Genomic DNA, 26,203 nt, shown 5'->3' with positions numbered 1-26,203 from the left:
AAATGGCACCCATGTCCCGGTACGCCCTGCTGCTCGCCCCGTCCGCCAATCGTGTCTACGCCGACCAGGCCGCCCGTCTCGCCCAGTCCGAGCTGGCCGCCTTCCTCGGCTACCTCTCGGCCGCCCCCGACAGCGAGGTCGTCTCGCTCGGCGGTGTCGAATACCTCGCCTTCGACGGTGACCTGAGCGAGCGGGACATCGCCTATGTGTCGAACCTGTCCTCGGCGTACGCCCTCTTCGAGCGGGTCGACGACGAGTTGCTCCGCCCGCTCACGCTCAGGCCGCTGGCCCGCTACGACAGCGACCTGATCACGATCCCGAAGTACGCCGGCAAGACCAACGAGCAGTTCACCAAGCTCGTGCTCAACCTCGCGCTGCTCGCCTCGGCGTCGGCCGGCCGCATGCTCGACGGGCACCTCACCGTGCTCGACCCGCTGTGTGGCCGGGGCACGACCCTGAACCAGGCGCTGATGTACGGCTACGACGGCGTCGGCATCGAGCTCGACGGCAAGGACGTCGAGGCGTACAAGCTGTTCCTGCAGACCTGGCTCAAGCGCAAGCGCCTCAAACACACCGCCGAGCTCGTTCCCGTACGCCGCCAGGGCAAGCGGGCCGCGCGTCGCCTGGAGGTCACGATGGCGGCCAGCAAGGACGACCACAAGGCCGGCGCGGTGCAGAAGATCGTCGTGCTGCAGGCCGACACCACCCAGCTCGAAGGGCTGCTGAAGGGCGGGGTCGCCGACGTGCTGGTGGCCGACCTGCCGTACGGGGTCGCGCACGGCTCCTACGACGACGAGGGCGGCATCTCACGGCGACCGCTCGACCTGCTGGAGCGGGCGGTGCCGCAGTGGCTGCCGCTGCTGCGGGCCGGCGGGGCGCTCGGGCTGTCGTGGAACACCAAGGTCGCGCGGCGCGAGCTGGCCGAGGACATCCTGATCGCCAACGGCCTCGAACTGGTGCCGCAGGGTCCGCTCGACCACCGGGTCGACCAGGGCATCGAGCGGGACGTGTTGATCGCGCGGAAAACCAACTGAGAGTTGTCACACCCCCGCTGTAATCTTCCGGCTGATGTATACCGAGACCGCAGTGTTCGACCTGCTGCTGCCCGGCGACTCGCGCTCGCTGAAGCAGAAGCGTTCCTACGTCCGTCCCATCCTCGCGATGCTGAAGAAGTTCGAGGTCAGCGCGGCTGAGGTGGGCTTTCACGACCTGCACGGGCGGGCCCAGATCGGGGTCGCGGTGGTCGCCGCCGAGCCCGAGCAGGCCCGCGCCGTCGTCACCACGTGTGAGAACCAGGTGGCCGGCCGGCCCGAGGTCGAGCTGCTGTCGGTGAAACGCCGGCTCTACGGTGACGACGACTGACGGCGACGTTCGGCTTCAACAGCACGTGGGTAGGCTTCAGCAGTTGGGCGCGGGCGGTTTTTCGAACCCGCGGGATCACAGTCGGAGGTGGGCGATATGTCGGACCCGGCCAAGACGCGTCGGCATGCGGAACGCGTCAAGGAACTGGTGGCATCGCTGGTACGTGAGATCAAGGATCCCCGGCTCGGCATGGTGACGATCACCGACGCGCGGATCACCGGTGACCTGCGCGAGGCGACGGTCTACTACACGGTGCTCGGCGACACGACCGAGCAGGCCGGCACCAAGGCCGCGCTCGAGAGCGCCAAGGGCATGCTGCGCACCCGCGTCGGGCACGCGCTGGGCCTGCGGCACTCGCCGAGCCTGGCGTTCGTGCAGGACAACGTGCTCGACCACGCCAAGGAGATCGACGACCTCCTCACCGAGGCGCGCCAGCGTGATCAAGAGGTGCAGCGTCTCGCCGCGGGCAAGCAGTACGCGGGCGACGCCGACCCCTACAAGAGCGAGGAAGACGAAGAGCCGGTCGGCGCCCGCGAGGACCAGGGGTGACATCGGCTTCCGTGGTGCGGCCCGGCATCGACCCGGGCCGCACCCCTGTCACCGGCTCCGCGGCTGCTGTCGACGAGGCCGCCTGGGCGTCGGCCGTGGCGGCGGTCCGCGGTGTCCCGCTCGACGCCGAGGTCCAGCTGATCTGCCACGTCAACCCCGACGGGGACGCGCTCGGCAGCATGCTCGGGTTCGCCCTCGGGCTGCGCCGGCTCGGCTTCACCCGGCTGCGGGCCACCTTCCCGGGCGAGTTCGACGTGCCCGAGCCCTACCGCGCGCTCCCCGGCTCCGACCTGCTCGTGCCCGAGCAAGAGGCGTACAGGTCGGCGCCCTTGATCTTGATCTTCGACGTGGCCGCGGAATCGCGCCTGGGCGCTCTGGCGAGCCTGCTCGGCGGCGTCTCCCGCGTGGTCGTGCTCGACCACCACGCCTCGAACACCGACTTCGGCGACGTCAACCTGGTCGACCCCGGTGCCGCGGCGACCTCGGTGGTGGCCGACGAACTGCTGACCCGGCTCGGCGTGCCGCTCGACGCCGAGATCGCCGAATGCCTCTACGTGGCTCTCACGACCGACACGGGCTCGTTCAAGTTCGTGCGCACGCCCGCGGTGCACACCCTGGCGGCCCGGCTGATCGCCACCGGCATCAGCGCCGCCGACATCGCCCGCCGCACGTTCGACACGCGTCCCTTCGGCGCGATGAAGCTGACCGGCGAGGTGCTGGGCCGCGCCGTGCTCGACCGATCGGCGGCCGGCGGCCACGGCCTGGCCTGGACCTACGCCACCACGGCCGACCTCGAACGGCACAACCAGCGGCCCTACGTGCTCGACGCCCTGATCGACCCGATCCGCGGCGTGGCCGAGGCTGACGTGGCGGTCGTCATCAAAGAGCTGACCCCGGGCGAGTGGGCGGTGTCCCTGCGGTCGAAGGGCGCCGTCGACGTCAGCGCGGTCGCCGTGGCCCTGGGCGGGGGCGGGCATCGGCTCGCGGCCGGGTTCACCGCCCACGGCGAGCCCGAAGACGTGATCATGCGGATCCGTCCCCTCCTGGACGCTCACCTGGCCTGAGGCCTCTCTCCTCAGGGCGCGCGACTCTGTCGCGCGCCCTTTTGCTGTGCCCGCCCGTGCCGGCTGTGCGCTTCCGCGCCGGCTGTGCGCTTCCGTGCGGGCTGTGCGCTTCCGTGCACGCTGTGCGCTTCCGTGCACGCTGTGCGCTTTAGTGCGTCGGCTGCGCCATGACTTTCGCCACGCTGGCCCCACCGGCCGCTGTCGGGTCTCGGCCGGGTGTCCCGGTTGGTGGGAAGCGCGCTCCACAGCGCGGAACTGAACGATAGTTTGGTACCTGAACGGTGATTTGGTTTTGCGCGGCCGTGACCACCGCCCTCCGCGAGACCTCGAGCCACCCGGGTCCACCCATCCGGGTCGCGTCACTCGTCGCCAGGTGCCCGGCGATCCCGGGCCGGCCCACGTGACGTCCGCTCGACCGATCCCAGAGGCGTGTGTCGCCGCACCACGCCCGCACCCACCGTGGAAGGACCACGATCATGGCTGCCAAGCCCAAGCCCAAGCCCACCGACGAAGCCCGCGAGCAGGCGCGCCGCGCCCTGCAGACCTCGATGGACACGCGTCAGTAGGGTCACAGTAAGCCCTCATCCGTATTGCACTCCTTACGACTGGGCGGGCATCATGACTTACCATGAGCCCGCCTGCCCAGTCGCACGCCGTCCGTGACCCGGCCGCGGCATCACGCCCCGCCTCGGCCAGGCGGATCGCGCAGCTGGCCCTGCCCGCGCTCGTGGTGCTCGCCGCCGAGCCGCTCTACGTGCTCGTCGACACCGCGGTCGTCGGCCATCTCGGCTCCGTGCAGCTCGCCGCCGTCGCCGTCAGCGGAACGGTCATGTCGGTGGCCGCGTGGCTCGGCACGCTCATGGCCTACGGCACGACCGGACGGGCCGCCCGGCGCTTCGGCGCGGGCGATCGCGCCGCCGCTGTCGCCGAGGGGGTCCAGGCCTCCTGGCTCGCGCTGGCGGTGGGCGTACTCCTGGCTGTTCTTGCTCAACCGCTCGCCGGGCCGCTGGCGCACGCCCTCGCGGGCGACCCCGCCACGGCCGAGGCCGCCGCCCACTGGTTGCGAGTCGCGGCCCTCGGCGCTCCCGGCCTGCTGCTCGCCGCGGCCGGCAACGGCTGGATGCGCGGCGTGCAGGACACCCGGCGTCCCCTGTTCTATGTACTCGGCGCCAACGTGCTCTCGGCGATCCTGTGCCCGGTGCTCGTCTACCCGGTCGGCTGGGGTCTGGTCGGCTCGGCCATCGCCAACGTCGTCGCGCAGACCGTTTCGGGTGGCTTCTTCCTCTACGCGCTGGTCCGCGAGACCCGGCAGCTTCGGCCCAGCCCGCAGATCATCGTCCAGCAGCTTCGCCTCGGCCGTGACCTGCTGATCCGGGGCGCGGCGTTCCAGGCCTGCTTCCTCTCCGCCACCGCCGTCGCGAGCCGGTTCGGGGTCGAGTCGGTCGGCGCTCACCAGATCGCGCTCCAGCTCTGGTTCTTCAGCGCGCTCGCCCTCGACGCTGTCGCGATCGCCGCCCAGTCGCTGGTCGGAGCGGCTCTCGGCGCGGGTAGCGAAGCCGACGCCCGTACGGTCGCCAAGAAAGTGACGGTCGCGGGGGGCCTGGCCGGTGTCGTGTTCGCCGTGCTCGCGGCGGCCGGCAGCGGCGTCATCCCCGGTTGGTTCACGCCCGACGCCGGGGTGCACGACCAGGCCTCGCTCATCTGGCCCTGGTTCATCGGGCTGATGCCGTTCGCCGGGGTCGTCTACGCACTCGACGGCGTGCTGATCGGGGCCGGCGACGTGCGCTTCCTGCGCAACATCACGCTGGCTGCGGCCCTGCTCGGCTTCCTGCCCGCCATCTGGATCGCCTACTTCTTCGATCTCGGGCTGGGCGGCATCTGGGCCGGGCTCGCCCTGCTGATCCTGATCCGTTTCGCCACCACGGTGTGGCGCTGGCGATCCGATCGCTGGGTGGTCGTCGGCGTCACGCGCTGAACTCCTAAGGTGATGCGGTGAGCGCGGACGGACTGATCGTGGTGGACAAACCGGCGGGGATGACCTCGCACGACGTGGTGGCCCGCATCCGGCGGCTGGCCAAGACCCGCCGCGTCGGTCACGGCGGCACGCTCGACCCGATGGCGACCGGCGTGCTGATCATCGGCGTCAACCGGGCGACGCGCCTGCTGACATACGTGATCGGCTCCGAGAAGAGCTACGCGGCGACGATCCGGCTCGGTCAGTCGACGATCACCGACGACGCCGAGGGCGAGGTGACCGCGACCGTGAGCGTCGACGGCGTCACCGACGAGGCCATCCGGGCCGGGCTCGACGTTCAGCGTGGCGAGATCGACCAGGTGCCGAGCGCCGTCAGCGCCATCAAGATCAACGGTGAGCGGGCCTACAAGCGCGTCCGCGAGGGCGAGACGGTCGAGATCCCCGCCCGCCGCGTCACGATCTCGCGCCTCGACGTGCTCGACATCCGCCGCACCGCCGACGGTCTCGACATCGACATCGACGTCACCTGCTCGTCAGGAACGTACATCCGCGCGATCGCCCGCGACCTCGGCACGCGACTCGGCGTCGGCGGCCACCTGACGGCCCTGCGGCGCACCGCGGTCGGCGGACTGACCCTGGCCGAGGCCCGCACTCTCGAACAGCTCGAGGAGATCGCCCCCGACGTGGTGAGCCTCCCCATGGCCGAGGCCGCCCGGCAGGCCTTCCCCCAGCGCGAGGCCACCCCCGACGAGGCCCGCACACTCAGTCACGGCGGTCCGCTCACCCCCGTCGGCATCGAGGGCCCGTACGCCGTCTTCGCCCCGACCGGCGAACTGCTGGCCATCGTCTCGGAACGCGAGGGCCGCGCCCGCGCCGAGATCGTGCTGGCCCCCGCCTGAGAACTTCTGACGTACGCGTACTGACCAGTACTCGGCAAGCAGTCTCGCTGATCACTGGTCACCCTCCGTGCACCCGTTCCGGGCTGTCCTGCAACTCACCCCGGGCCGTGCGCCGCACGCCCCGCCGGCTTCCCGCCCACCCAGGCGAGCGCGGGGCGTGGCGGCGAGCGTACGCCGGGCGCGGGCGGGTTTCCGGAGTTGTCCACAGGCTGTGGTGATGTGCGTTTCGGTCCGGTGGGCGCGGTAAAGGCGCGACCGGGGCCGCCGATACGCTGAGGCCGAGAGCTGGGGCGCCGAGAGGCGTGCAGCCAGGGGCGTACAGCGCCGGGAGGCGAGAAATGCAGCGGTGGCGGGGATTCGAATCGGTGCCGGGCGGTTGGGGCCGGTCGGTCGTCACGATCGGGGTCTTCGACGGGGTGCACCGCGGGCACCAGGCGATCATCGGGCACGCCGTGAAGCGCGCCCGTGACCTGGGGCTCCAGTCGGTCGTCGTCACGTTCGACCCGCACCCGGCCGAGGTCGTGCGGCCCGGGTCGCATCCGGCGGTGCTGACCGAGCCGGTGCGCAAGGCCGAGCTGATCGAGAAGCTGGGGGTCGACGCGCTCTGCGTGGTGCCCTTCACGCCGGCGTTCTCGCAGCTCAGCCCCGAGGCGTTCGTGCACGACGTGCTGGTCGAGGCGTTGCACGCGGCCGTGGTCGTGGTGGGCGACAACTTCCGCTTCGGGCACCGGGCCGCAGGCGACGTCGCGCTGCTCGAGCGCCTGGGGGTCTCGTTCGGCTTCACCGTGGAGGACGCACCGCTGGTCTCCGAGGACGGGCTGGTCTTCTCCTCGACGTACATCCGCAGTTGTGTCGACGCCGGGGACGTGCGTGCCGCCGCCGCCGCTCTGGGCCGGCCGCATCGCCTCAACGGCGTGGTCGTCCGCGGCGACCAACGGGGGCGTGAGCTGGGGTTCCCGACCGCCAACCTGATGGTGCACCGTTATGCCGCGGTGCCGGCCGACGGTGTCTATGCCGCGTGGATGATCCGGGGCGGCGAGCACGCCGCGCGCCTGCCCGCGAGCGTGTCGATCGGCACGAACCCCACGTTCTCGGGCCGGGAACGCCGGGTCGAGGCCTATGTGCTCGACTTCACCGGCGACCTCTACGGCGAGCGGGTCAGCCTCGACTTCGTGGGTCACCTGCGTGAGCAGCGCACCTATGACGCGATCGAGCCGCTGGTCGCGCAGATCCGCGAGGACGTCGAACAGACCCGCGCGCTGCTTCGTTGACGCCCTGATAGGGTTGTGACGACGTTGGGCTATCCAACGACCGGTCCCGCCTGCCTGCCCGACGCCGCGGGCCGCGGGGAAACCGCTTTCACCGGCAACACAGAATCACGGAGATTATGGCGCTCGACCAAGAGGTCAAGAACAAGATCATCGACGAGTACAAGGCGAAGGACGGCGACACCGGTTCGCCCGAGGTTCAGGTCGCGATGCTCACCAAGCGGATCGCCGATCTGACCGAGCACCTCAAGACCCACAAGCATGACCACCACAGCCGTCGTGGTCTGCTGCTGCTGGTCGGCCGTCGCCGCCGCTTGCTCAACTACGTGCAGAAGAAGGACATCGCGCGCTACCGGACGCTGATCGAGCGTCTCGGCCTGCGCCGCTGACTTGACGAGGGAGCGGCCGCGAGGTCGCTCCCTCACTTGTTCCACCCACGGACCCGCGCGGTAAGCAGGCAAGCCACCGGTCCTCGGTAGTGGTTCCCAGGACGGTCGTCCTGGGCACTTCGATCGAAGACCGGCAGCCTCAAACCAAACCGCGCTGCAGACCGCCGGGTCCTCGACGAAGGAGTACCGCACCACCATGACAGAGCAGAACACCGCTCTCGGCACCGAATCTCGCACCGCCGTCATCGACAACGGTTCGTTCGGCACCCGCGAGATCACCTTCTCCACCGGCCGCCTCGCCAAGCAGGCCGCCGGCTCGGTCATCGTCCAGCTGGGCGACACCGTCGTTCTCTCCGCGACCACGGCGAGCAAGCAGCCGAAGGAGCACTTCGACTTCTTCCCGCTGACCGTCGACGTCGAGGAGCGCATGTACGCCGCGGGTCGCATCCCCGGCTCGTTCTTCCGCCGTGAGGGCCGCCCCAGCGAGGACGCGATCCTCACCTGCCGCCTGATCGACCGGCCGCTGCGCCCGTCGTTCACCAAGGGCCTGCGCAACGAGGTCCAGGTCGTCGAGACCGTCCTCGCGCTCGACCCGGCCCACCCGTACGACGTGGTCGCCATGAACGGCGCCTCGCTGTCGACCAAGCTGTCCGGCCTGCCGTTCAGCGGCCCGATCGGCTCGACCCGCGTCGCGCACATCGACGGCCAGTGGGTCGCCTTCCCCACCCTCGACGAGCTCGAGCGGGCCACCTTCGACATGGTGGTCGCCGGTCGCGTCGTGGGTGACGGCGACGTCGCGATCATGATGGTCGAGGCCGAGGCCACGCCCAACGCGATCAAGCTGATCGCCGGTGGCGCCACCGCCCCGACCGAGGAGGTCGTGGCGAGCGGACTCGAGGCCGCCAAGCCCGCCATCCGCGAGCTGTGCCGCGCGCAGAGCGAGCTGGCCGAGGTCGCCTCGAAGCCGGCCGTCGAGTTCCCGGTCTTCCTCGAGTACCAGGAAGACGTCTTCGCCGCCGTTTCCGAGGCCGTTCGCGAGGAGACCGCCGAGGCCCTCAAGATCGCGGCCAAGCAGGAGCGCGAAGAGGCTCTCGACCTGGTCAAGGCCAAGGCACACGAGCTGCTCGACGAGCGTTTCGAGGGTCGCGAGAAGGAGATCAGCGCCGCGTTCCGGTCGCTGACCAAGTCCGAGGTGCGTCAGCGCGTCCTGCGCGAGCAGGTCCGCATCGACGGCCGCGGCCCGCGCGACATCCGCCCGCTGACCGCGCAGGTCGGGGTGCTGCCCCGGGTGCACGGCTCGGCGCTGTTCGAGCGGGGCGAGACCCAGATCCTGGGCGTCACCACGCTGAACATGCTGCGCATGGAGCAGTCGCTCGACACGCTGGCGCCCGAGAAGTCCAAGCGCTACATGCACAACTACAACTTCCCGCCGTACTCGACCGGTGAGACCGGCCGGGTGGGTTCGCCGAAGCGCCGCGAGATCGGCCACGGCGCGCTGGCCGAGCGGGCCCTGGTGCCCGTGCTGCCGTCGCGCGAGGAGTTCCCGTACGCGATCCGGCAGGTCTCGGAGGCGCTGGGCTCGAACGGCTCGACGTCGATGGGCTCGGTCTGCGCCTCGACGCTGTCGCTGCTGAGCGCCGGTGTGCCGCTGAAGGCGCCGGTCGCCGGCATCGCGATGGGCCTGATCTCGGACGAGGTCGACGGCAAGACGCAGTACGTCGCCCTGACCGACATCCTGGGCGCCGAGGACGCGTTCGGTGACATGGACTTCAAGGTCGCCGGCACCAGCGAGTTCGTCACCGCCCTGCAGCTCGACACCAAGCTCGACGGCATCCCGTCCGACGTGCTGGCCGGTGCCCTGCAGCAGGCGCACGACGCCCGCACCACGATCCTCGAGGTCATGGAAGCGGCGATCAACGCTCCGGCCGAGATGTCGGAGTACGCCCCGCGGGTCACCTCGGTCAAGATCCCGGTCGACAAGATCGGCATGGTCATCGGCCCGAAGGGTCAGACGATCAACGCGATCCAGGACGAGACCGGCGCCGACATCTCCATCGAGGACGACGGCACGATCTACGTCGGCGCGACCAACGGCCCGTCGGCCGAGGCCGCGGTCGAGCGGATCAACGCGATCGCCAACCCGACGCTGCCCAAGGTCGGCGACAAGTTCCTCGGCACCGTGGTGAAGACGGCCGCGTTCGGCGCCTTCATCTCGCTGCTGCCCGGCCGCGACGGCCTGCTGCACATCTCCAAGGTGGGCGACGGCAAGCGGGTCGACAAGGTCGAGGACTTCCTCAACGTCGGCGACAAGGTCGAGGTGTCCATCGCGGACATCGACGCCCGCGGCAAGATCTACCTCGACAAGGTCCGCCCCGAGGGCGAGGAGGCCCCGGCCGCCCCGGCCGATGCCGAGGGTGGACGTCCGCCGCGTGAGCCGCGCGAGCGTGGCGAGGGTGGCGGCGAGCCCCGCCGTCGTCGCCAGCGTTCCAGTGGCGACCGCCCCAGCGGCGAGCGCCGCGAGTAACAAGCAGTGACAACGAGTTCGTCGCGCGGGCCGGCTGCAAAGCCGGCCCGCGCTGTTACCCCCCGTCCAACCACCCCACCACCGCCCTTAAAACGGATGAAAACCACTTCTCTCTCCGACGGTGCGAAGCGTACGGTTCTCCCGAGCGGCCTGCGCATCGTCACCGAGTCGATCCCGACGACCCGCAGCGCCGCCCTCGGCGTCTGGGTCGGCATCGGCTCGCGCGACGAGTCGCCGGGCATGTCCGGCGCCTCGCACTTCCTCGAGCACCTGCTCTTCAAGGGCACCCACAAACGCACCGCGCTGCAGATCTCCTCGGAGATCGAGGCCGTGGGCGGCGAGACCAACGCCTTCACCACGAAGGAATACACCTGCTACTACGCGCGGGTGCTCGACGCCGACCTGCCGCTCGCGGTCGACGTGCTCTGTGACGCGGTGGCCGACTCGATCATCGAGCCGGCCGACGTCGAGGTCGAGCGTGGCGTGATCCTCGAAGAGATCGCCATGCACGAGGACGAGCCCGGCGACGAGGTGCACGACGTCTTCACCGAGGCGATCTTCGGCAACCACCCGCTGGGCCGGCTGATCTCGGGGACCGAGGAATCGATCACCCCGATGACCCGCAGCCAGATCCACGGGTTCTACCGGCGTCGCTACAAGGCGCCCAACATCGTCATCGCCGCCGCGGGCAACCTCGACCACGCCACGGTCGTCCGGCTCGTCCGCAAAGCCCTTTCCGGTACGGTCCTCGACTCCGAACCGGCCGCACCGGCCGCTCCCCGTCCGGCTTTGAAGCGCGTACCCACGCAGAAGCCGCACACGGTGGTGCGCAACCGGGACACCGAGCAGGGCCACCTGGTTCTCGGCGGGATCGGCATCGGCCGCCTCGACGAGCGCCGTTTCGCCCTGGGCGTGCTCAACAACGTGCTCGGCGGGGGCATGTCGAGCCGGCTTTTCCAGGAGATCCGCGAGAAGCGGGGACTGGCCTACTCGGTCTACTCGTACGCCAGCCAGTACGCGGACGCCGGCCTGTTCGGCGTCTACGCGGGCAGCGCGCCCGGCAAGGCGGACGAGGTCCTCGACCTCATCCGCTCCGAGCTCGAGCGGGTTGCGGCCAAGGGCGTCAGCGCCGAAGAGATCGCCCGTGGCAAGGGCATGGCCAAGGGCGCGTACGTGCTGGGCCTTGAGGACACCGGCTCGCGGATGAGCCGCCTGGCCAAGTCCGAGCTGCTCTATGGCGATCTCATGTCGGTCGACGAGTTGCTGCGCCGGGTCGACGAGGTCACCCCCGACGAGGTCAACGAGGTCGCGGCCGAGATGTTCGCGCAGCCGATGTCACTGGCCGTGGTCGGACCCTTCGACGAGTCGGCGTTCGGGACGCACAGCTAACCTTGGACCCCGTGACGACGCTGGAGACCCCGCCGCCCCCCACCACCATCACACCCGATCAGCGGAAACGCCGGATCGTGGGCATGGTGGTGTGGGCGGCGGCCTTCGCGGTCTTCGTGGGGCTGGTCGGCGTGCCCACCAGCGATCCGCTCACCGCCTTCGGCTGGCTCTGGCTGGCCACGATCGCCTGGCGCAACTACCTGCCGTGGCGCGAGCACCTGCTCTTCCTGCGCGACTGGCTCCCGGTCGTACTGCTGCTGGTTCTCTACAACGTGTCCCGCGGCGCGGCCGACAAGCTCTTCGCACCCCACGTCCACTTCATGATCGACGCGGATGTCGACATGTTCGGCTGGCTCACCGACGGCAAGATCCCCACCGTCTGGCTTCAGGAGCACCTGTACGACGCCAAGCACGTCCCCTGGTGGGAGGTGGTGACGACCGTCGTCTACATCTCGCACTTCCTCACCGTGCCGACCGTCGCCGTGGTGCTCTGGATGCGCAGCCGCAAGCTGTCCTACCGGTTCATCCGCCGCTGGATCACGCTGAGCGTGGCCGGCCTGATCACCTACTTCCTCTACCCCGCGGCGCCGCCCTGGTGGGCCTCGAAGTTCGGCTACCTGCCCGATCACGTCGAACGGTTCTCGTCGCGCGGCCTCGACGTGCTCGGGCTGCACGGCGCCGGCAACACCCTGAACGCGCTGCAGGCCGACCAGTCGAATCCGGTCGCGGCCATGCCGTCCCTGCACACCGCGTACGCCATGATGGCCGTGGCCTTCTTCCTGCCGATGGTGGCCAAGAAGTGGTGGCCGCTGCTGCTGGCCTACCCCCTCGCGATGACGTTCACGCTCGTCTACACGGGCGAGCACTACGTCATCGACGTACTCGTGGGGTGGGCCTATGTCGGGGCCGTCTTCCTGGCCGTGGGCTGGGCGGAGCGCTGGTGGGAACGCCGCAAGGGTGCGATAAATTACTCGGGTGACTCAGCAGCCTGATTCGATCCGCGTCGGCGTTCTCGGAGCCCGGGGCCGCATGGGCCTCGAGGTGTGCAAGGCGGTCGACGCCGCCGGTGACCTCGAACTGGTCGCCATGATCGATCAGGGGGACGAGCTCTTCAAGTTCTCCGACGCGGGCGCCCAGGTCTTCGTCGACTTCACCACCCCCGACGTGGTGATGGAAAACCTCGAGTGGGCGATCGGCCAGGGCATCAACATGGTCGTCGGCACCACCGGCTTCACGTCGGAGCGGCTCGACCGGGTTCGTTCGTGGGTCGCCGCCAAACCGGGCGTCGGCGTGCTGATCGCGCCCAACTTCGGGCTCGGCGCGGTGCTGATGATGCAGTTCGCGACCCGCGCCGCGAAATACTTCGAGTCGGTCGAGGTCATCGAGCAGCACCACCCGCGCAAGCTCGACGCCCCCAGCGGCACGGCCACCCACACGGCCAAGCTGATCGCGCAGGCCCGGGCCGACGCCGGTCTCGGCCCGATGCCCGACGCGACCAAGGAAGAGGTCGACGGCGCCCGCGGTGCCGACATCGACGGCGTACGGGTCCACTCGATCCGCGCCTCAGGCCTGGTGGCCCACCAGGAGGTGCTGTTCGGCTCGCTCGGCGAGACCCTGACGATCCGTCACGACTCCCTCGACCGCGTCTCCTTCATGCCGGGCGTCCTGCTCGGCGTCCGCAAGATCTTCCAGCGCCCGGGCCTGACGGTCGGCCTGGACAGCTTCTTGGACTGAGCTGAGCTTGCTGGTCGTCGCTCCGCTCCTCTGGGATTTCGCCCCTTGAGGCCGATGACTTGGGAGCGGTTTTGGCGACGCCGCAAAGAGCACGGCGCCACCAAAACCGCTCCCAAGTCATCGACGGGCGAAATCCGACTCTGGTCGCGGTCAAACCATGGACAGGCCCTCCGGTAATGCCACCAGTCGTCCGTTCGTGAAGTCGACCGCGTGGCCGGCGATTCGGAGTCCGATGACCTCGGGGGCGTCCGGCAGGGGCCGCAGGCGGACGACGCCGTTGGGAACGTCGGGGTCGAGGCCGAGCCACGATTGGAGCACCAGCACCGAGGCGGCGGCCGACCACGCCTGCGGGTGGCAGGAGGCGGGGTAGGGCATCGGGCGGGTGATGTCGGCTCGGGCGTCGCCGGCGTAGAGCTCGGGGAGACGGAAGCCGAAGGCCTCACCGGCGCTCAGCAGGCCGTCGATCAGGCGGGCGGCCTCGACCGGGAAGCCGGCCTTGGCCAAGCCGGCGGCGACGATTGCCGTGTCGTGGGCCCAGACCGAGCCGCAGTGGTACGACAGGGGCGCGAAGCCGGCGTCGGCGGCCGACATCGTGCGCAGGCCGAAGGCGCCGGACATGTCGTCGGAGCCGAGCGCGGCGGCGACCCGGGCCTCCTCCTCGGCGTTCAGCAGGCCGGTGCCCAGCAGGTGGCCGATGTTGCTGGTCAGCGCGTCGACCGGGCGCTTGTCGCGGTCGAGGGCCATCGCCGGGTAGCCGTCGACCCAGAAGGCGCCGCGGAACCGGGCCGCGAGGGCATCGGCGTACGCCCGCCAGAGGGAACCGTCGGGACGGCCGAACGCGTCGAGCAGGGCGGCGCCGTCGAGAGCGGCCCGGTAGGCGTACGCCTGCACCTCGGCCAGGGCGATCGGTGCGTCGGCCAGGCGTCCGTCGTGGAAGCGGATCGCGTCGTGCGAGTCCTTCCAGCCCTGGTTGGCCAGGCCTCGGCCGGTCGGGTCGAGGTATTCGAGGAATCCGTCGCCGTCCGGGTCGGCGTGGTCGGCGAGCCAGCCCAGCGCGGCCTCGAGCGCGGGCATCAGGTCGGCGATCTCGGCCGGGTCGTGGCCCCAGCGCCAGGCGTCGTGCAGCAGGCTGACCCAGAGCAGGGTGGCGTCGATCGTGCCGTAGTAGACCGCGGGCAGCCGTCCCTCGACCGTCACGTCGGCCCGGCGCAGCTCGTGCATGATCTTGCCGGGGGCCTCGCCGGTCTCAAGGTCGATCTTCGAGCCCTGGCGGCGGGCCAGCGCGCGCAGGGTGCCGAGGGCAAGGTCCGTGCCGAGCGGCAGCATCATGCGGGCGGCCCAGAGGCTGTCGCGGCCGAAGAGCGTGAGATACCAGGGCACGCCGGCGCCGAGGAAAGTGTCGCCGCCGTCGATCGCGGTGGTCAGGCGCAGCGAGGCGAGGTCGTCGAGGGACTGGTCGAGCAGGCGGGTCAGCCGCTTGTCGGAACCCTGGACGGCCGGCCGCGCGAACTCACCGCGCAGCCCCGGCAGCATGACGGCGCCCGTGTCCTCCACGGTCAACGACCAGCGCAACACGACCCGGCTGTGCGGAGCGATCGTCACCGACCGTTCGAGATCGCCCTCGATCCGCACGTTGACGTCACTCCGGGGCCCGCCGTGGTCACCCTTACCGCCTCGGGCACCGCCGTCTCCGCCCGCCGTTCGAACCGTGCCCGCCGCTCCAACGGTGCCCGCCGTTCGAACCGTGCCTGCCGCTCCAACCGTGTCTGCGGCTACAACCGTGCTGCCCCCCGTGACCTGCCCGATATTTCCAGACTTAACGGCTTCGATCGGCGCCAAGTCGCTCGCGGTTGAGATCGTTACGGTCGTGGTGATCGGGGCGTCGGCCGTCGAGACGATCGTGATCTCCTCGTCGACCGCGCCCGGGCGAACCCGGCGTACTCGATCGATGCGAACGGTGGGGTCAGGGCCCGGGTTGCCGAGCCAGCGGGCCAGGCTCACGAAGCGCGTGACGCCGGGACCGCCCTGGGCGTGGCCGATCGGTTCGGCCTCGCGGCCGTCGAGGAGCAGCACGGCCAGCGACAAAACGCGGCAGTCGGCGTGGAAGACGCCCTGCACCCCCTCGGCCCTGATCTGACCGTCGGGCCCGGAGAGCGCCGACGTGGGCGCGGCGAGGGTGGGCACCAGATCGTGCAGAAGAGGCTGAAGGGGCACGCGAAACTCCCGGGTTGACAGCGGGCCGGGGCGCAGGCAAAGTGCGAAACAACCCCGTAACTTGATCGATCCAATCCTGCCCTATCAGAATTTGATCGTTCAAGACCTAGGAAGGGTTCGATGTGGTGGAAAAGGTGACGATCGCGACGGTGGCCCGCCGCGCCGGCGTCTCCCGGCAGACCGTGTCCAATGTGATCAACACGCCGGACGTGGTGCGCGAGGAGACGCGGGAGCGGGTGCGCGAGGCCATCACGGCGCTCGGCTACCGGGTCAACCAGGCTGCCCGTCAGATGCGTACGGGCCGGTCGCGGTTGATCGCCGTGCGCATCGAGCCCGCCCGCGACGGCATCAACGGCTCGGTGCTCGACCGTTTCCTGCACGGCCTCACCGACGCCGCGGGGCTCGCCGGCTATCGGGTGATGCTCTACACCGCGGCCGACGACGCCGACGAGATCGCCACCTACGACGAACTGCTCTCGGCGTACGACCTGGACGCGTTCGTGCTGACCAGCACCCACCACGGCGACCCTCGTACGTCCTGGCTGGCCGCTCGTGACGTGCCCTTCGTGACTTTCGGCCGGCCGTGGGGCGCGCCCGAGACCCACTCCTGGGTCGACGTCGACAACGCGGCGGGGACGGCCGCCGCCACCGAACACCTGCTCGCGCTCGGCCACCGCCGCGTCGGGTTCCTCGGCTGGCCTTCGGGTTCCGGAGTCGGCGACGCCCGCCGCGAAGGATGGCACCGCGCGCTCGGATCGTGGGGGCCCTCGGCCGAGGCGACCGACGGCGTCGACTCCGGGGCGTCCGCCGCCCGCGCGATGCTCCAGCGCGAAGAGGCGCCGACCGCGATCGTCTGTGCCAGCGACTCCCTCGCCCTCGGCGCACTGCAGGCCGCCCGCGAACTGGGGCGCGACGTCGCGATCGTCGGCTTCGACGACACCGCGGTCGCCCAGGCCATCGGCCTCACCAGCGTCAGTCAACCCCTCGCGGAGGCGGCCACCCGCTGCGTCGACCTCCTCGCCGAACTCCTCGACGGCCGCGCGCCGTCCACCCCGACCACGGTTCTGCTTCCCCCATCCCTGGTCGTCCGCAAGACGGCCTGACATCCCCTCTGGAGACCCCCATGAACGGACTTCGCGGCGCGGCGCTGGCCGCCGTGCTCGCCGGGTCGCTCGTCGCGGCGAGCGCGTGCGGCAGCGGCTTCGACGACAACGGCTCGACCACCACCCAGCAGAGCGCCGGCCCGGCCGACCTCAAGATCCTGATCGCCTCGTCGGGCCCGGCCGAGACCAAGGCGGTGCAGGACGCGGCCGCACAATGGGCGACGACCAGCGGCAGCAAGGCGACCGTCACCCCGGCGCAGGACATCGTGCAGCAACTCGGTCAGGCGCTGGCCGGGAGCACCCCGCCGGACGTGTTCTACGTCGACGCGGCCCGGTTCGCCGATTATGCGAGTGTGGGCGCCCTGGAGCCGTACGCCCAGAGCATGCCGGGGGTGGAAGCGTTCCTGCCGAATCTGAAGCAGAGCTTCACCTATCAGGACAAGCTGTACTGCGTACCGAAGGACACCTCGACCCTCGCCCTGCAGATCAACACGGATCTGTGGCAGAAGGCCGGACTGACCGACGCCGACATCCCCACGAGCTGGGAGCAGCTGCGCTCGGCGGCCCAGAAGATCAAGGCCAAGGGCATCACGCCGCTCGCGATCGGCGACACCCGCGACCGCGTCGGCGCCTTCCTCGTGCAGGCCGGCGGCTACTGGGTCAGCCCCGACGGCAAGCAGGCCACGGCCGACAGCCCGCAGAACGTCGAAGCCCTCACCTATGTGCAGGGGCTGCTCAAGGACGGTCTGGCCAAGTATCCGAAGGCGATGGACGCGGGCTGGGCCGGTGAGGCGTTCGGCAAGGGCAAGGCCGCGATGGCGATCGAGGGCAACTGGATCAAGGGTGCGCTCGAGGCCGACTTCCCGAACATCAAGTACACCGTGAAAGAGCTGCCGGCCGGTCCCAAGGGCAAGGGCACGCTGAGCTTCACGCAGTGCTGGGGGATCGCCGCCAAGAGCCAGTTCAAGCAGCAGGCGGTCGCCTTCGTGCAGTCCATGACCAGCGCCGACCAGCAGCTCGCGTTCAGCAAGGCGTTCGGCGTGATGCCGTCGCGGCAGGACGCTCAGGCGACCTACCAGCAGCAGAACCCGGACGACGCGGCCTTCGTCGCCGGCGCGCAATATGCCCAGGGTCCGGTCAACGCGCCCAAGATGGACAGTGTGCTGGCCGACCTTGACACGGGCCTGCAGGGTCTGCAGACCGCCGACCCCAAGGCGGTCCTGCAGCGCTTCGACAAGAACGCCAAGTCGGCGCTGGGCGGCTGACCATGCCCCGTGGCATCCGGGGCCGTGGCATCCGGGGTAACGAGCGGGCCGCCGGTTGGCTCTTCGTTGCCCCGGCCGTGATGATCCTCGGCCTCTTCATGCTGCTGCCGATCCTGATGGCGCTCTTCGTCAGCTTCACCCGCTGGAACGGGCAGGGCAGCCCGTTCACCGGGAGTGTGCCGTTCGCCGGGGTCGACAACTACACGAGGTTGTTCACCGACGACGGGCTGACCCGCCATGACTTCATGACCAGCATCCGGAACAACGCGTACTACGTGTTCATGGTCGTGCCGATCCAGACCGTGCTCGCGCTCGGGCTCGCACTGGTCGTGAACAAACGCAGAGGCTTCTTCCGTACGGCGTTCTACTTCCCGTCCGTGACGAGCTCGGTTGCGATCAGTGTCGTCTTCCTGTTCCTGTTCGCCAACGGCGGCGCGATCAACGCGATCCTGGCCGTCTTCGGCGTTCGCGGTCCACAGTGGTTCTCGGATCCGCGCGGGCTCGTTCACCTGATCGTCGGCGACCCGCCCGCGTTCCTGGTCGAGCACAGCGTGTTCGGTCTGACCTGGTGGGACTGGCTGTCGGGCCCGAGCGTGGCGATGTGCGCGATCATCACGCTCGTCGTCTGGACCACCTCGGGCACGTTCATGGTGATGTTCCTGGCCGCGTTGCAGAACGTCCCGGTGCAGCTCGAGGAGGCCGGCCGCATCGACGGCGCGACCCGGTGGCAGTTACTGCGGCACGTGATCCTGCCCCAGTTGCGGCCAACGACGTTCCTGGTCGTGACGCTGGGGCTGATCGGCACGTGGCAGGTCTTCGACCAGATCTACGTGATGAGTCAGGGCAACCCGGCCAAGACCACGCTGACCCCCGCGTTCCTGTCCTACCGCACCGCGTTCCGCGACTTCGACTACGGCGCGGGCGCGGCGATCTCGTTCGTGCTGTTCCTCATCATCGTGCTGCTCACCCTGCTGCAGCGCCGGCTCACCCGGGAGCGTGACTAGATGATCCGTACGCTGGCCTCCCGGTTCCTCGGCTACGCGATCCTGATCTTCTTCGCGCTGGTGTTCCTCTACCCCTTCGTCATCCAGATCGCGAACTCGTTCAAGACCGAGGCGAACGCGGCCGCCAACCCACTCTCGCCGATCCCGTCACCGTTCACGGACGACTCGCTGACCCGCATCTTCGAGGGCACCGGCTTCCCGACCTGGCTCGGGAACTCCGTACTGGTCACCGTCGTCGTGACCGTCGGGCGGGTGCTGTTCGGATCAATGGCCGGGTACGCCCTGTCGCGTCTTCAGTTCCGCGGCCGCAAGGCGCTGTTCGCCGGCCTGATCGCGGCGATGGCCGTCCCCCCGGTCGTCCTGCTGATCCCGAAGTTCCTGGTGCTCAACCAGCTCGGCCTCTACAACAGCTACGCCGGCCTGATCGTCCCGCTGCTGGCCGACGCGACCGGCGTGTTCGTCATGAAGCAGTTCTTCGACTCGGTGCCGGTCAGTGTCGAGGAGGCCGCGCGCATCGACGGGGCCGGAGTCCTCCGTACGTTCTGGTCGGTCGTGCTGCCGATGGCCAAGCCGGCCCTGATCACGCTGACCATCCTCATGTTCACCGGATCGTGGAACGAGTTCCCGCACACCCTCGTCGCCGTTCAGGACCCGTCGTTGTTCACGCTGCCCCGCGGCCTGGCCGACCTGGTCAGCGGCTCGCTCGGGTCCGGCACGCAATACCCGCTGAAACTCGGCGCGGCCCTGCTCGCCACCATCCCCGTTGCGATCATCTTCGTCGTCTTCCAGCGCTACTTCGTCCGTGACGCGTCCGCGGGAGCTGACAAGGGCTAGTAGGTTGTGTCGCTGTGAACCAGCTATCCGCGCGCGGACGCCAGGTCAGGGTGCTCGCCACCGTGATCGTGGGCGCCTTGCTGCTCGCCGGCACCCTGTGGGGAACCGACGACGACTTCCCGTTCGGGCCGTTCCGCATGTACTCGACGGCGCCCGACCCGAACGGCGACGCGCGCGACACCCGGGTGGAAGGCGTCGACACGGCCGGGCGCACGGTGGCGATCACCGAGGGCAACAGCGGCATCCGCCGGGCCGAGATCGAGGGCCAACAGCAGGCGTACGTCGAAGACCCCGCTCGCCTGGGCCGGGTCGCCGCCGCGTACGCCGAACACACGCCGGGCGCGCCACCGTTGCGCTCGGTGCGGATCGTCGTGCGCTGGCACAACATCGAGAACGCCCGCCCGACCGGCCAGTCGTACGACGAGATCGTCGCGGAATGGACCCGCTCATGAAGTGGCTCTTCGCCCCGGTCCCGCTGGGCCGTCTCGCCGCCTTCCGTACGGTGGTCTACGTCTTCGTCGTCCTCGACCTGGTGATCTTCACGCCGTGGGTGCGCTCGCACGCCAACACCCCCGGAGATCTCTACGAGCCGCTGCTGATCGGGCGCGTGCTGCATCTGCCGACTCCGAACCACCTGCTGGTGTGGGCGGTGTTCTGGGCCCTGATCGTTCTTTCCGCGGCAGCCGCCTTCGGCCGGGCACCCCGCATCCTCGGCTGGGCCGTCTTCGCGCTGTACTTCGAGTGGATGGTCATCGCGATGAGCTACGGCAAGGTCGACCACGACCGGGTCGGCCTGCTCGTGGCCCTGGCCGTCCTGCCCACGATCGGCCGCGCCCGCTTCGGCGACAAGACCCTCTCGGACTCGGCCGGCTGGGCGCTGCGGGTCACCCAGATCGCCGTCGTCTGCACCTACTTCCTGGCCGCGTGGGCGAAACTGCGCTTCGGCGGCCTCGACTGGGTGCAGAGCGCCGTGCTGGCCCAGGCCATCATCCGGCGGGGCACCTGGCTGGCCGACGAGATCGCCGTGATCCCCGGCCTGCTGATCGTCGCCCAGGTCGGCATCATGCTCTTCGAGATGTTCAGCCCCCTGATCTTCGCCGTGCCGCAGAGGTGGCGCTGGGTCGGCATCGTTTTCTTCTACTCGTTCCACCTGGTGACGTTCTCGATGATCACGATCTCGTTCGCCCCGCACCTGGTCGCGATGACAAGCTTCCTGCCCCTGGAACGAGTGCGCCCGATCGAGTGGGCGCGCCGCCGGCTGGCGGGCTCCCGAAAGGACGCGGTGCCCCAGCCGGAGCCGACCACCTGAGCCCTCGTGGGCGTCGTGTTCGCCTGTGGATAACTCGACCGGCTCTTCACCCGGTCGGCGTATGTTCGGCGAGTCCGGGGCGGTACTCACCGCTCGTTAGGGGCCGAACGACTGGATCCGACGATTAACCGGCTTGCGGCAGGAGCGTGCGATGGATGATGGTGTTGTAGCTTCAGTTCAAGTTCAAGAAGAGGGACCATGCCGCTTCCCGCGCCCGATCGGACACCTCTCGTGGCTCCGCCGTTGCTGGTGACTCTGTGCCAGGTGCGGTATGAGACACGCCAGGATCTTGACTCAGCATCCGCAGCCAAGACGTTGCTCAAGCACTTGAAACCGCTCGGCCTGGACGCTATGACCCAGGTCCGGCAACACCACGTCGTGCTGATCGCAGCTCCGGCCACGGAGCCCCTTAAGCAGGAGGCGCCCCCGCAGCCGGCCGGCTGGCAGTTTACGAGTGACACGGGCACCACGACGGTCAACGTCCTGACCGATCAAATGACGTTGGAAACAAGGGTCTACCCGGGCTGGGAGGCTTTCTTGTCGCTATGGGGGCACTGCGTGCGCGCGTTGGCCGAAGCCGCGAACCCGGCGCTTTCTACCCGTTTCGGACTGCGCTACGTCAACCGGATCAAGTCCAGGCAGGCACGTGAAGCCCGGGACTTCGGACGGGCCGACCTCGTAGACCCTGCTTTCTCCGGACCGATCGAGAACTCGCCCCTTTCCTCATACGTCACGGCGACGGAGGGCCGTGCGACTCTCAGGTTCGAGGATGGAACTGAATCCTTGGTGCAGCACGGCGTCGTCTCAGAAGGAACAGCGCCCGCTTTCGTCCTGGACATCGACTGTTTTCAGTCGGGGGCGAGAGAGTTCGACCAGGAGTCCTTACTGGCCGCCGCGAGTGTGCTGAACGAACGCGCCCTGCAAATTTTTCAAACCGTAGTTCGGCCAGCGCTGCAAGAGGAGATGAAGCAGGGGGGAGAAGTGCCGTGACCGTCGAAGACCTGATCACATCGGCACCTTACGAACTGCAGGGTGTGGACCTCCTAGGAGATCGACGTCGACATCTCATCGGCGTCCGGGCGCAGACGGCCTCCCCTCTCAACGGGTTCGTCGACAATGCGAACCGCATGATCAACGCCGACGATGCCACCGCGCCGCGGCGGCCGTCTCGATCCGGTGTGGTCGAGGTGTTCGTAGCTGAGGCTGATGATGCTGCGACGCTGGACGTGCAAGAGGTCGAACACAACCCCGAGCCCGGGGCGTCGGCCGCGGCCGTCCTCCTGAAGGCGACAACGCAGCTGTCTACGTGGCTCAATCTGAATCAGAAACAGATAGCCGCATTGGTGGGCATCAGTCCCAGCACCGTGATGGCCTGGCGACGGGCACCCGCCACACATCCCCGGCATTCCAACGTTCCGCGCCTGCTTCGCCTCTGGGCCGCCGTGTCCAGCGCCCGAGAGGAGCTCGGCGAGATCGCGACCCTTCAACTGATCTACGGGTCCCGGGAGCACCTGACCCGTAACGCGGCCACGTTGAACGCGGACGAGCTGACGGAGAAGCTGCTTGCCGCCGCGGAGGCCGCCAGCCTGGAGGCATTCGAGGACACCAGCGATTACGACCCGGACGGTGCTGTGCGGCCGTCCACCGGGCAGTTGGCCGACGACGAGGAAATGCTGAGCCGGAGCCTCGCTGAGAACCTCATGGATTCAGGTGAGTCGGCGACCGAGTGAACCGCATGAGACCGCCCGACTGGCACGAGCACCCGGACGACATCCCGACCATCGCCAACAACGTCGCGCTGCTGGACGCCAAGATTTCCGGTGCCAAGGGGGCGCGAGAACCTTTCTCGCTGGAGCTCGTCAGGTCCTGGCACGCTGAGATCCACCGCGATTGCCGACATGTTCCTTCGCCAGCCTATGTCGGCAACTTCCGGGGATCTGAACATCCGCATCTGGCGACCTGCAACGTTGTGTTCGGGCCTTTCCTCGGCACTCCACCGGATCGAGTCGGTGAAGCGTTGAGAGGCTTCTCATTGAGCCTGACCCAGCGATTGGCTCGTCTGGACGCATCGATGCCGACGTCGGCCGACGCGACGCCATCCCGCCTGAACCCGGCCTTGGAGTGCACGGCACAGCACTACGCCCTCTGGCTCAGGATCCATCCGTTCGTGGATGGCAACGGACGTACCGCACGCGTTCTCGCGAACTGGATTCTCACTCGCTATTGGCAGCCGCTCATCTTTCCGGGGCGCCCGCCCGTGGATCGCGCAAACCTGATCGCTGCGTCCGCCGCCGCGGTGGACCCGAGCACCGACGACTCGAGCGCCCTCACCCGCTTCATGCGTCGGCGGTTGGTGGAAGCGCGCCGCGCTGCTGGATCTTAGAGTCAGCGTGACGAACGGCCCGACCGCCGCACGTCTCAGGAGTTCTTGCCGTAGAGGAGGTCGCGCTGGGCCTGGGGGAGCGAGCAGGCCGCCGTGCCACCCGGAAGCAGGTGGCGGTGGTCGGCGATCCAGCGGTAGGCCGGCCACGCCGCCAGCCGCACCGGGCCCAGTTGCAGGGCGCCGCCCGCGAGGTGCCAGAAGCGGCCGGCGTCGCGGAGCAGCAGGGCGATCGCGTCGGGGCCGGAGGCGCGGGAGGTGCCGACCCACTGCACCGCTTCCTCGCATTCGTCGACCGTGAGGCCGAGCGCGTCGAGGTCGGCGAACTGCCACGGAATCACCCGGGCGTGGGTCGGGATGCGCTTCTCGATGAACTCGGCGCACGACGTGCAGAACGAGCAGTCGCCGTCGTAGACGAAGGTCGGCGTGGTCACGGGTCTATTCTCCGCCGACCGCGACGTGGAGCCGCAGCTGGGGGACGAGCATGTCGTCGACGTCGAGTGCCCGGCCCGCCCCGTCCGGTTCCCAGCCCGCCGACGTGAGGAACTTCTGCGTTGCCTTGTCCTGCTCGTAGGCCCAGGCGACCGCGTATTCGAAGCCGTCGTCGCGCCAGTGGGTGACCGCGGCCGACAGTAGGCGGCTGCCGTGCCCGCGCCGGCCCCAGCGGGGCTCGACCAGCAGGTCGGTGACCGCCGCGACGGTTGCGGGCAGGGCCGGTTCCTCAGGGGCCAGCGCCTGTTCGTCGGCCGGGCCGAACGCGGCGAAGCCGACCGTGCTCGACGCTGCCTCGCTTTGTTCGACCGCGACCAGTACGCGGTGACGCGGACTCGGCGGCGATGTGATCGCCTCGGTCCAGCCGCGGGCCAGGTAGGCCTCGTCGAGGTTGGCCAGCACGTGCGGCGGGAACATGCGGCGGTACGCCGTGCGCCACGTGGCGAGCTGGATGCGGGCGATCTCCGCGGCGTCGTCGGGACGCGCGGGACGGACGAAGCCGAGAGCCATGCGCGCGAGCCTACAGATCGGTCGCGCAGCGCAACTCGGGCACTTCGACCGTCGCTTCGGATTTTGTCGTACCCCTGCTCTAGCGTTTCGGGCGATGGACAGTCTCTCGATCGCGCAGGCGCGCCGCGTCACCCTGGCGGCGCAGGGCTTCACCGACCCCAAACCCGGCGGGGCGACCGACCTGCGCCACCTCCGGCGGGTGCTGCGCCGTGTCCACCTGATCCAGATGGATTCGGTGAACGTGCTCCAGCGCGCCCACTTCATGCCGCTCTACAGCCGTCTCGGCCCCTATCCGGTCGGCCTGCTCGAGCGGGCGGCTTACCGCAAGCCGCGTGACCTGTTCGAGTTCTGGGGTCACGAGGCGTCGCTGATCACCACCGATCTGCAGCCGCTGTTCCGCTGGCGCATGGCCCGCGCCGCCGAGATGGCCTGGGGCGGCATGCGCCGGGTCGCCGAGGAACAGCCTGAGCTGGTTGCCCGCGTGCTGGCCGTGGTTCGCGACCGCGGGCCGATCACCGCCGCCGAGGTCGAGCACGACGAGCCGAAACGCACCGACCACTGGGGGTGGAACTGGTCGTCGGTCAAGCAGGCGCTCGAGTGGCTGTTCTACACCGGTCAGGTGACCGCGTCCGAGCGCACCACGTCGTTCGCCCGGCGCTACGACCTGCCCGAGCGTGTGCTGCCCGAGGCCGTGCTGCGCACCCCGACCCCCGCCCCCGAAGACGCGTTCCGTGCTCTGGTCGAGCTGTCCGCGCGGGCCCTGGGTGTGGCCGCCGAGCCCGAACTGCGCGACTACTTCCGTCTCCCGGTCGACGGCTTCAAGCGCGCGGTCGCCGAGCTGGTCGACGACCAGGTGCTGCGTCCCGTGCGGGTGCCCGGGTGGAAGCAGCCGACCTACCTCCATCACGAGGCCAAGGTGCCCCGCCGGGTTCACGCGGCCACGCTGGTCAGCCCGTTCGACCCGCTCATCTGGGAGCGTGGGCGCACCGAGCGGCTGTTCGGCATGAACTACCGCATCGAGATCTATGTGCCCGCTGCTCAGCGGCTTTACGGCTATTACGTCCTGCCGTTCCTGTTCGGCGACCGGCTGGCCGCCCGCGTCGATCTCAAGGCCGACCGTAAGACCGGCCGGCTGCTGGTCCCGGCGGCCTGGCTCGAGCCGCACGCCGACCCTGACGAGACCGCTGCGGCCCTGGCCGGCGAGCTGCACCGGCTGGCCGGTTGGCTCGGGCTTTCCGAGGTGGCGCCGCCCGAGCGTGGTGACCTCGCCGGGCCGCTGAAGATGATCTTGGAGAAAGGCGTGGAGTAGAAGGTGGGCCGAGAAGCGGGAGTCGGGATCTTTGGTGGTCTTGATGAAGAGCGAGGCCGGTGTACCGTGACGGCCATGACCGCCGCGCCCTCCCGCCCCTGGCTGGACGATGAGCCGGTGCAGGGCCCGCCGGTGCCCCCCGAGTGGCTGGCCTACTACACGACGCAGCAATATCAGCCCCGCCCCGACCGGGTCACCCGGTTCGTCCAGCGCGTCTGGACGAGGTCGCCGATCTGGGTCGCCCCGCTCGCGCTGCTGGTCTGCATGGGCGGCGCGGTCGGCTACACGCTGGCCACCCATCCGGCCGAGGCCGGTGCCGGCGACGCCCCCACCTGCCTGCTGAAATACACCACGGGCTTCGTCTGCCCGGGCTGCGGCGGCACCCGTGCCGCGTGGTATCTGCTGCACGGCGACCTCCCCGCCGCCGCCCGTCACCACGCGATCTTCACCTTCGCCGTGCCGTTCCTTCTTTATCTGTACGTGGCCTGGGCCGCGAAGCGTCTCTTCAAGTGGAACCTGCCCCAGCTCAGCGTCAGCCCGGCCGTCTTGATCACTTTTGTCGCTGTGTGGGCGGTCTGGAGTGTCGTGCGCAACCTGCCCTGGGCCCCGTTCACCGCGCTCTACGTCTGA

General features: G+C 69.4%; 26 protein-coding genes. 23 read left to right on the top strand and 3 right to left on the bottom strand.

Annotated features, from left to right (window positions below; genetic code table 11):
• Positions 1-11: 11 nt before the first annotated feature.
• From EER30_RS00465 to dapB, 12 genes are all read left to right on the top strand, one after another.
• Positions 12-1,034: a TRM11 family SAM-dependent methyltransferase gene (locus EER30_RS00465; protein WP_127497155.1), complete on the top strand. Its 1,023-nt coding sequence runs from the start codon at positions 12-14 to the stop codon at positions 1,032-1,034.
• A gap of 34 nt (positions 1,035-1,068) precedes the next feature.
• A complete protein-coding gene (locus tag EER30_RS00460) occupies positions 1,069-1,362 on the top strand; it encodes a DUF503 domain-containing protein (RefSeq protein WP_127497153.1) in 294 nt (97 codons plus the stop codon).
• Positions 1,363-1,458: 96 nt separating this feature from the next.
• A complete protein-coding gene (gene rbfA, locus EER30_RS00455) occupies positions 1,459-1,911 on the top strand; it encodes a 30S ribosome-binding factor RbfA (protein ID WP_127497151.1) in 453 nt (150 codons plus the stop codon).
• 26 nt (positions 1,912-1,937) lie between these two features.
• On the top strand, positions 1,938-2,975 hold the full coding sequence (locus EER30_RS00450) for a DHH family phosphoesterase (protein ID WP_127499218.1): 1,038 nt from the start codon (positions 1,938-1,940) through the stop codon (positions 2,973-2,975).
• A gap of 628 nt (positions 2,976-3,603) precedes the next feature.
• Entirely contained in the window at positions 3,604-4,950 is a 1,347-nt protein-coding gene (locus EER30_RS00445) for an MATE family efflux transporter (protein WP_127497149.1), read from the top strand.
• 17 nt (positions 4,951-4,967) lie between these two features.
• Positions 4,968-5,849 carry a tRNA pseudouridine(55) synthase TruB gene (gene truB / locus EER30_RS00440; RefSeq protein WP_127497147.1) on the top strand — a complete coding sequence of 294 codons (882 nt, stop codon included), beginning with the start codon at positions 4,968-4,970 and terminating at the stop codon, positions 5,847-5,849.
• Positions 5,850-6,187: 338 nt separating this feature from the next.
• Positions 6,188-7,120 carry a bifunctional riboflavin kinase/FAD synthetase gene (locus EER30_RS00435; protein WP_127497146.1) on the top strand — a complete coding sequence of 311 codons (933 nt, stop codon included), beginning with the start codon at positions 6,188-6,190 and terminating at the stop codon, positions 7,118-7,120.
• 116 nt (positions 7,121-7,236) lie between these two features.
• Positions 7,237-7,506 carry a 30S ribosomal protein S15 gene (rpsO, locus tag EER30_RS00430; protein ID WP_127497144.1) on the top strand — a complete coding sequence of 90 codons (270 nt, stop codon included), beginning with the start codon at positions 7,237-7,239 and terminating at the stop codon, positions 7,504-7,506.
• A gap of 196 nt (positions 7,507-7,702) precedes the next feature.
• On the top strand, positions 7,703-10,030 hold the full coding sequence (locus EER30_RS00425; RefSeq protein ID WP_127497142.1) for a polyribonucleotide nucleotidyltransferase: 2,328 nt from the start codon (positions 7,703-7,705) through the stop codon (positions 10,028-10,030).
• Between the two features lie 96 nt (positions 10,031-10,126).
• Positions 10,127-11,419: a M16 family metallopeptidase gene (locus EER30_RS00420; RefSeq protein WP_127497141.1), complete on the top strand. Its 1,293-nt coding sequence runs from the start codon at positions 10,127-10,129 to the stop codon at positions 11,417-11,419.
• Between the two features lie 83 nt (positions 11,420-11,502).
• Positions 11,503-12,411 (top strand): phosphatase PAP2 family protein, encoded by a 909-nt coding sequence (locus EER30_RS00415; protein ID WP_127499216.1) that lies wholly within the window; start codon positions 11,503-11,505, stop codon positions 12,409-12,411.
• Positions 12,395-13,153 carry a 4-hydroxy-tetrahydrodipicolinate reductase gene (dapB, locus tag EER30_RS00410; protein ID WP_127497139.1) on the top strand — a complete coding sequence of 253 codons (759 nt, stop codon included), beginning with the start codon at positions 12,395-12,397 and terminating at the stop codon, positions 13,151-13,153. The genes EER30_RS00415 and dapB overlap by 17 nt, the downstream gene beginning before the upstream one ends.
• A 150-nt stretch (positions 13,154-13,303) precedes the next feature.
• On the opposite strand, the gene EER30_RS00405 is transcribed toward dapB, so the two are convergent.
• On the bottom strand, positions 13,304-15,367 hold the full coding sequence (locus EER30_RS00405) for a glycogen debranching N-terminal domain-containing protein (RefSeq protein ID WP_127497137.1): 2,064 nt from the start codon (positions 15,365-15,367) through the stop codon (positions 13,304-13,306).
• Between the two features lie 134 nt (positions 15,368-15,501).
• On the opposite strand from EER30_RS00405, the gene EER30_RS00400 reads away from it, so the two are divergent.
• The 9 genes from EER30_RS00400 to EER30_RS00360 all read left to right on the top strand — a co-directional run bounded on the left by EER30_RS00400 (position 15,502) and on the right by EER30_RS00360 (position 23,265).
• Entirely contained in the window at positions 15,502-16,470 is a 969-nt protein-coding gene (locus tag EER30_RS00400) for a LacI family DNA-binding transcriptional regulator (RefSeq protein WP_240669689.1), read from the top strand.
• Positions 16,471-16,490: 20 nt separating this feature from the next.
• Positions 16,491-17,735, top strand: coding sequence for a sugar ABC transporter substrate-binding protein (locus EER30_RS00395; RefSeq protein WP_127497133.1), 1,245 nt, complete (start codon positions 16,491-16,493; stop codon positions 17,733-17,735).
• Positions 17,736-17,737: 2 nt separating this feature from the next.
• Positions 17,738-18,739: a carbohydrate ABC transporter permease gene (locus EER30_RS00390; protein WP_127497131.1), complete on the top strand. Its 1,002-nt coding sequence runs from the start codon at positions 17,738-17,740 to the stop codon at positions 18,737-18,739.
• Positions 18,740-19,573 carry a carbohydrate ABC transporter permease gene (locus tag EER30_RS00385; RefSeq protein WP_127497129.1) on the top strand — a complete coding sequence of 278 codons (834 nt, stop codon included), beginning with the start codon at positions 18,740-18,742 and terminating at the stop codon, positions 19,571-19,573.
• Positions 19,574-19,587: 14 nt separating this feature from the next.
• A complete protein-coding gene (locus EER30_RS00380; RefSeq protein WP_127497127.1) occupies positions 19,588-20,025 on the top strand; it encodes a hypothetical protein in 438 nt (145 codons plus the stop codon).
• Positions 20,010-20,882, top strand: coding sequence for an HTTM domain-containing protein (locus EER30_RS00375; protein ID WP_127497125.1), 873 nt, complete (start codon positions 20,010-20,012; stop codon positions 20,880-20,882). Before EER30_RS00380 ends, EER30_RS00375 begins: the two co-directional genes overlap by 16 nt.
• Positions 20,883-21,080: 198 nt before the next feature.
• Positions 21,081-21,872 carry a TIGR04255 family protein gene (locus EER30_RS00370; protein ID WP_127497123.1) on the top strand — a complete coding sequence of 264 codons (792 nt, stop codon included), beginning with the start codon at positions 21,081-21,083 and terminating at the stop codon, positions 21,870-21,872.
• On the top strand, positions 21,869-22,612 hold the full coding sequence (locus EER30_RS00365) for an antitoxin Xre-like helix-turn-helix domain-containing protein (protein ID WP_127497121.1): 744 nt from the start codon (positions 21,869-21,871) through the stop codon (positions 22,610-22,612). Before EER30_RS00370 ends, EER30_RS00365 begins: the two co-directional genes overlap by 4 nt.
• Positions 22,613-22,617: 5 nt before the next feature.
• Positions 22,618-23,265, top strand: a complete 648-nt coding sequence (locus EER30_RS00360; RefSeq protein WP_127497120.1) for a Fic family protein — start codon at positions 22,618-22,620, stop codon at positions 23,263-23,265.
• 35 nt (positions 23,266-23,300) lie between these two features.
• On the opposite strand, the gene EER30_RS00355 is transcribed toward EER30_RS00360, so the two are convergent.
• Positions 23,301-23,696: a thiol-disulfide oxidoreductase DCC family protein gene (locus tag EER30_RS00355; protein WP_127497118.1), complete on the bottom strand. Its 396-nt coding sequence runs from the start codon at positions 23,694-23,696 to the stop codon at positions 23,301-23,303.
• Between the two features lie 4 nt (positions 23,697-23,700).
• Complete coding sequence (locus tag EER30_RS00350) at positions 23,701-24,264, bottom strand: GNAT family N-acetyltransferase (RefSeq protein ID WP_127497116.1); 564 nt, start codon at positions 24,262-24,264, stop codon at positions 23,701-23,703.
• 94 nt (positions 24,265-24,358) lie between these two features.
• Here EER30_RS00350 and EER30_RS00345 point away from each other — a divergent pair, with 94 nt between their 5' ends.
• Both EER30_RS00345 and EER30_RS00340 read left to right on the top strand, forming a co-directional pair.
• The gene (locus EER30_RS00345) at positions 24,359-25,573 is read left to right on the top strand and encodes a winged helix-turn-helix domain-containing protein (protein WP_127497115.1); all 1,215 of its coding nucleotides are present in this window, start codon (positions 24,359-24,361) and stop codon (positions 25,571-25,573) included.
• A 75-nt stretch (positions 25,574-25,648) separates the two neighbouring features.
• Positions 25,649-26,203: a DUF2752 domain-containing protein gene (locus tag EER30_RS00340; protein WP_127497113.1), complete on the top strand. Its 555-nt coding sequence runs from the start codon at positions 25,649-25,651 to the stop codon at positions 26,201-26,203.

This window comes from Actinoplanes solisilvae, assembly GCF_003999975.1.
Taxonomy (GTDB): domain Bacteria; phylum Actinomycetota; class Actinomycetes; order Mycobacteriales; family Micromonosporaceae; genus Actinoplanes; species Actinoplanes solisilvae.
Note: the sequence above shows the minus strand (reverse complement) of the source record. Positions and strands in the feature narration are given on the sequence as shown.

Bases quoted from the DNA above. Each gene is read 5' to 3' on its own strand.
- EER30_RS00465 (WP_127497155.1), top strand. From the start codon at position 12: ATGTCCCGGTACGCCCTGCTGCTCGCCCCGTCCGCCAATCGTGTCTAC.
- EER30_RS00345 (WP_127497115.1), top strand. From the start codon at position 24,359: ATGGACAGTCTCTCGATCGCGCAGGCGCGCCGCGTCACCCTGGCGGCG.
- EER30_RS00385 (WP_127497129.1), top strand. From the start codon at position 18,740: ATGATCCGTACGCTGGCCTCCCGGTTCCTCGGCTACGCGATCCTGATC.
- EER30_RS00350 (WP_127497116.1), bottom strand. From the start codon at position 24,264: ATGGCTCTCGGCTTCGTCCGTCCCGCGCGTCCCGACGACGCCGCGGAG.
- EER30_RS00420 (WP_127497141.1), top strand. From the start codon at position 10,127: ATGAAAACCACTTCTCTCTCCGACGGTGCGAAGCGTACGGTTCTCCCG.
- EER30_RS00435 (WP_127497146.1), top strand. From the start codon at position 6,188: ATGCAGCGGTGGCGGGGATTCGAATCGGTGCCGGGCGGTTGGGGCCGG.
- EER30_RS00340 (WP_127497113.1), top strand. From the start codon at position 25,649: ATGACCGCCGCGCCCTCCCGCCCCTGGCTGGACGATGAGCCGGTGCAG.
- EER30_RS00370 (WP_127497123.1), top strand. From the start codon at position 21,081: ATGCCGCTTCCCGCGCCCGATCGGACACCTCTCGTGGCTCCGCCGTTG.
- EER30_RS00425 (WP_127497142.1), top strand. From the start codon at position 7,703: ATGACAGAGCAGAACACCGCTCTCGGCACCGAATCTCGCACCGCCGTC.
- EER30_RS00360 (WP_127497120.1), top strand. From the start codon at position 22,618: ATGAGACCGCCCGACTGGCACGAGCACCCGGACGACATCCCGACCATC.
- rpsO (WP_127497144.1), top strand. From the start codon at position 7,237: ATGGCGCTCGACCAAGAGGTCAAGAACAAGATCATCGACGAGTACAAG.
- EER30_RS00395 (WP_127497133.1), top strand. From the start codon at position 16,491: ATGAACGGACTTCGCGGCGCGGCGCTGGCCGCCGTGCTCGCCGGGTCG.
- EER30_RS00445 (WP_127497149.1), top strand. From the start codon at position 3,604: ATGAGCCCGCCTGCCCAGTCGCACGCCGTCCGTGACCCGGCCGCGGCA.
- EER30_RS00375 (WP_127497125.1), top strand. From the start codon at position 20,010: ATGGACCCGCTCATGAAGTGGCTCTTCGCCCCGGTCCCGCTGGGCCGT.
- EER30_RS00415 (WP_127499216.1), top strand. From the start codon at position 11,503: ATGGTGGTGTGGGCGGCGGCCTTCGCGGTCTTCGTGGGGCTGGTCGGC.
- rbfA (WP_127497151.1), top strand. From the start codon at position 1,459: ATGTCGGACCCGGCCAAGACGCGTCGGCATGCGGAACGCGTCAAGGAA.
- EER30_RS00390 (WP_127497131.1), top strand. From the start codon at position 17,738: ATGCCCCGTGGCATCCGGGGCCGTGGCATCCGGGGTAACGAGCGGGCC.
- EER30_RS00460 (WP_127497153.1), top strand. From the start codon at position 1,069: ATGTATACCGAGACCGCAGTGTTCGACCTGCTGCTGCCCGGCGACTCG.